The sequence below is a fragment of the Escherichia sp. KCJ4928 genome, from assembly GCF_004352695.1.
GTDB lineage: Bacteria > Pseudomonadota > Gammaproteobacteria > Enterobacterales > Enterobacteriaceae > ECMA0423.
On the sequence record NZ_SJWV01000276.1, the window covers coordinates 1 to 3,677 of the forward strand.

General features: G+C 46.4%; 5 protein-coding genes and 1 pseudogene. 2 read left to right on the forward strand and 4 right to left on the reverse strand.

Translation table 11 applies throughout. The features are described from left to right. Positions 1–116 precede the first annotated feature (116 nt). The 3 genes and pseudogenes from E0D98_RS22260 to E0D98_RS28555 form a co-directional block, all read right to left on the reverse strand. Positions 117–692: a tail fiber assembly protein gene (locus E0D98_RS22260; RefSeq protein WP_050877076.1), complete on the reverse strand. Its 576-nt coding sequence runs from the start codon at positions 690–692 to the stop codon at positions 117–119. Continuing rightward, on the reverse strand, positions 692–2,644 hold the full coding sequence (locus tag E0D98_RS22265; RefSeq protein ID WP_269541193.1) for a tail fiber protein: 1,953 nt from the start codon (positions 2,642–2,644) through the stop codon (positions 692–694). Before E0D98_RS22265 ends, E0D98_RS22260 begins: the two co-directional genes overlap by 1 nt. After that, positions 2,641–2,736: pseudogene (locus tag E0D98_RS28555) on the reverse strand (DNA-binding protein); the annotation flags it as partial. The gene E0D98_RS22265 and the pseudogene E0D98_RS28555, both read right to left, overlap by 4 nt. Between E0D98_RS28555 and E0D98_RS22275 the strand changes: the two are divergent. Next, on the forward strand, positions 2,693–2,884 hold the full coding sequence (locus tag E0D98_RS22275; protein WP_227912901.1) for a YlcI/YnfO family protein: 192 nt from the start codon (positions 2,693–2,695) through the stop codon (positions 2,882–2,884). The pseudogene E0D98_RS28555 and the gene E0D98_RS22275 sit on opposite strands and share 44 nt — an antisense overlap. 164 nt (positions 2,885–3,048) lie before the next feature. On the opposite strand, the gene ybcW is transcribed toward E0D98_RS22275, so the two are convergent. Continuing rightward, positions 3,049–3,255, reverse strand: a complete 207-nt coding sequence (ybcW, locus tag E0D98_RS22280; RefSeq protein WP_001031427.1) for a protein YbcW — start codon at positions 3,253–3,255, stop codon at positions 3,049–3,051. Between the two features lie 285 nt (positions 3,256–3,540). On the opposite strand from ybcW, the gene E0D98_RS22285 reads away from it, so the two are divergent. Next, the coding region (locus tag E0D98_RS22285) for a DUF1398 family protein (protein ID WP_131891040.1) at positions 3,541–3,677 on the forward strand (137 nt) is incomplete at its 3' end.

Below are 3,677 nucleotides of genomic sequence, written 5' to 3' on the forward strand. Positions count from 1 at the left end.
TCAGACACCTGATATATAAAAATAATCTCGGTGTGAGATTCCTTACGTTTTCCAAGCCCCCCTTCCTAGCCTTAAATGGAAAGATACTTCTAATTATAGAATTTATATATCTTACCCTACGGTAGGGCTGGCCATTCAATATCCGGTGCAGTTGATGTATCAACACGATTCAGCAACACCCGATACTTTTTCCAGGCTTCCAGCAACAAGGTTTCTTTCTCCGTTGCGATCTCCAGATCCACAGCATCCTGAAGCGGCGCTATATGCTCACTGGCTACCTGCATCAGGCTGTTTTTTGTTTCTTCCGCCTCCCGGATCCGGAACAGTTTTTCTGCTTCCGTATCCTTCCCCCAGGCTGTGCCGTTCCACTTCTGAAACTCCCCTTCCGGGGATAACCAGGTGACATTTTCCGGTAATGAGCCGAGTTCAGAAATAAATAACGCGTCGCCGGAAGCCACGTCATAAACCGTTTTACCCCGATGATCTTCAACGAGATGCCACGATGACTCATCACTGTTGAAAACAGCCACGAAACCAGCCGGAATATCTGGCGGTGCAATATCGGTACTGTTTGCTGGCAGACCTGTATGAGGCGGAATATATGCATCACCTTCACCAATAAATTCATTAGTTCCGGACAGCAGATTATAAATTTTTATGGTCCGTGGTTGTTCACTCATTCTGAATGCCATTATGCAAGCCTCACAATGTAGTTAAATGCGATGTTTTTGACGGTGTTTTCCGCGTTACCAGCAGCGTTAACGGTGATGGTGTGTCCATGTGAGCCAATCGCAACAGAGTGCGTATGAGCACCAATACCGACAGTATGTGCGTGAGCACCTGCAGATGCGGCTGTGCCGCTGACACTATGAGTGTGCGCTCCTGCAGCACTTGTATTCACACTGGCCGCAGACACTACCTTATGTACTGACCCATTTTGTGACCACTGGCTGACTGCTGATGCGCCTGTGACACTATGAGTATGGTTTCCGGCACTTGCGGCTGTACCGCTCACACTGTGCGTATGCGCCCCGGTGTTATTCGTGGATTTAGTGCCGTAATCAAACGACGATGTGGTTTTCGTCCCCAAATCCGTACTGGATGCGCTGGCGCTGTGGGTGTGCGATTTAATGCCGTCCTGTTCCTGAGACAATACGGCACGACCACTGGCAGGTTTGCCCTTAATCGTCCAGCCACGCATATCAGGGATCACGCCTGACGGATAAGCGGCTGCAAGTTTCGGGTATGCAGATTTGTCAAAAGTCTGCCCCTGCATCAGGGCATAACCAGACGGAACGGTATCTGATGGCCACGGGATTGGTGCACCGACTGGGTAGCTTTCTGGTGGAAGATTTTTCGAGGTATAAACTTCTGCCCAGTCTTCCTCAAAACCATAGCCATCTCTTGAGGAACGGTAGAACAGACCTCCATTTCTGTAATGTGCCTTCATCTGCAAGGTCCGGCAACTTCCGACTCCGGTATAGAAGTTAACCAGAATATAGCTGTCGCCAGAGCGGGTGACATTGTAAGCGCCTGATTCGGCATTCCATGGAACGCCCCCATCCGCATCGGCATACGTATCCGTTGCCCTTCTGGCAAAAGCAGCCACATGCGCGGCGGTTAAAGTAATATCTTTGGAACCATCAAACTCAACACCAGAAACCAGTCTTGGCGTTTGCAGCTTTGTTGCTGTTAATGCATTACCGTTCAGACTTGCGGACAGTTTGGTTCCAATAACCAGTTCGCCGGTTGCGTTATCAATAGCAAACGGTCTTAATGTATTCCAGCCACCATAAACATCACCTTGATTGGTAAGCAGCAGGTAAGTTTTAGCGCCATCATTACGCCATAATGCACCATACTCCCCACCTATCATTCGAATCTGATTACCACCACGCGCTACAATTTCGTCTGTGGCAAAAAGTTTTTTGCACGACAAGTTATCGTTAACGATTAACGAATGAGACTCATAAAAACCACGCCCACTCTTAAAATCAAGGATAACGTCCGCCGCGATACATTCAGTCGCTGGATTTGTTGCCCCAAACTTATAGGTCGTATCATTAACAACGAGATCAGCACCAGGTGCGGATATTGACAGGCCATCTTCGATAAACGCAAAAACAGGGAAAGCAGCGCCATCAACATAGAACACAGAGCGCAAATCATCGCCCTTATTACTCATCATTATTGAGTGGATGGCTCGTTCATTGTTTTGATATTGCCAGAACATTCCATAAGCATAACGCCCCCTGTCAGTCCAGCCACCAGGCATAACAAATCCGTTAAACTCGCAGTTATTCATCGGATCGCCTGCGGTTCGCGTTGCCGTGGTGATAATGACCCTTGATGCCAGTTCGCTTACTGAGCCAGCAGAACGCATAACAACAACAGGGTAATATTTTCCAGATGTTGCACCTGCAGGAGCGTTAACCCGCACATAACGCATACCACGCTTATCAGCAAAGTCTGTTTTACTGACCGCGTTAATGTTGTTCAGGAAGCGTCCCTTATCGGGTATATCAGCGCCGTTCTGGTCTTTCTGCAGACGTTTCTCAGCATTGTCATTGGCTGCTTTTACTGCCTTTGGCGTTGCCGCCAGCGTTTCAGACGTGCTGTTGGTCGCACTGCTGAGCTGTACTATCCCCTTTTTCGTCGTGCTCGCATCCTCAAGCGCCACGGCGGATGCAATATCCTCTGCCCGTTTTGCTGCTGTCTCGGCGCGCGTTGCCGCGGATTTCCTAACCAAATGATTGAACAAATTAACATCGCTCTTGATCAAAAAGGGTCCGGGAATTTCTCAGCCTGGGTCATTGAAGCCTGCCGTCGGAGGCTAACGTCAGAAAAGAGAGCATATACATCAATTAAAAGTGATGAAGAATGAACATCCCGCGTTCTTCCCTCCGAACAGGACGATATTGTAAATTCACTTAATTACGAGGGCATTGCAGTAATTGAGTTGCAGTTTTACCACTTTCCTGACAGTGACAGACTGCGTGTTGGCTCTGTCACAGGTTAAGTAGTTTGAATGATTAGCAGTTATGGTGATCAGTCAACCACCAGGGAATAATCCTTCATATTATTATCGTGCTTCACCAACGCTGCCTCAATTGCCCTGAATGCTTCCAGAGACACCTTATGTTCTATACATGCAATTACAACATCAGGGTAACTCATAGAAATGGTGCTATTAAGCATATTTTTTACACGAATCAGATCCACGGAGGGATCATCAGCAGATTGTTCTTTATTCATTTTGTCGCTCCATGCGCTTGCTCTTCATCTAGCGGTTAAAATATTACTTCAAATCTTTCTGTATGAAGATTTGAGCACGTTGGCCTTACATACATCTGTCGGTTGTATTTCCCTCCAGAATGCCAGCAGGACCGCACTTTGTTACACAACCAATACTATTAATTGAAAACATTCCTAATATTTGACATAAATCATCAACAAAACACAAAGAGGTCAGACCAGATTGAAACGATAAAAACGATAATGCAAACTACGCGCCCTCGTATCACATGGAAGGTTTTACCAATGGCTCAGGTTGCCATTTTTAAAGAAATATTCGATCAAGTGCGAAAAGATTTAAACTGTGAATTGTTTTATTCTGAACTAAAACGTCACAATGTCTCACATTATATTTACTATCTAGCCACAGATAATATTCACAT

Bases quoted from the DNA above. Each gene is read 5' to 3' on its own strand.
- ybcW (WP_001031427.1), bottom strand. From the start codon at position 3,255: ATGAATAAAGAACAATCTGCTGATGATCCCTCCGTGGATCTGATTCGT.
- E0D98_RS22260 (WP_050877076.1), bottom strand. From the start codon at position 692: ATGGCATTCAGAATGAGTGAACAACCACGGACCATAAAAATTTATAAT.